This window comes from Seonamhaeicola marinus, assembly GCF_008085455.1.
In genome coordinates this window covers 312-623 of the sequence record NZ_VSDQ01000008.1, presented here as the reverse complement: position 1 = coordinate 623, position 312 = coordinate 312, and the positions used below count along the sequence as shown (strand labels likewise).

Below are 312 nucleotides of genomic sequence, written 5' to 3'. Positions count from 1 at the left end.
TGGGTTCTACTTTAGCGCCGTTAAATGTTGGCCAATCTTCACCTGCAGTTTCAGAGTCTACTTCGTCTTTTACCTTTTGTTTGGCAGCTTCAACACTTATGTTTTCATCAAATTCAACTACAACTATAGAGTAATCTTCTTGTGATGTTGAGGTTATTTCAATAACGTTGCTAACGGTTTTTAGCTTGTCTTCAATAGGGTCTGTTATAAGTTTTTCAATATCTTCGGCAGTGTTACCAGGATATATAGAACTAATGTAGATTTTAGTTTCTTTAATTTCAGGGAAATTTTCTCTAGGCATACTAAAATAAG

1 protein-coding gene is annotated in these 312 nt (G+C 34.3%); it reads right to left on the bottom strand.

Annotated elements, in window-relative coordinates:
- Positions 1–312 (bottom strand): efflux RND transporter permease subunit (locus FUA24_RS00090; RefSeq protein ID WP_148539567.1); only part of this gene is annotated, 312 nt, incomplete at both ends.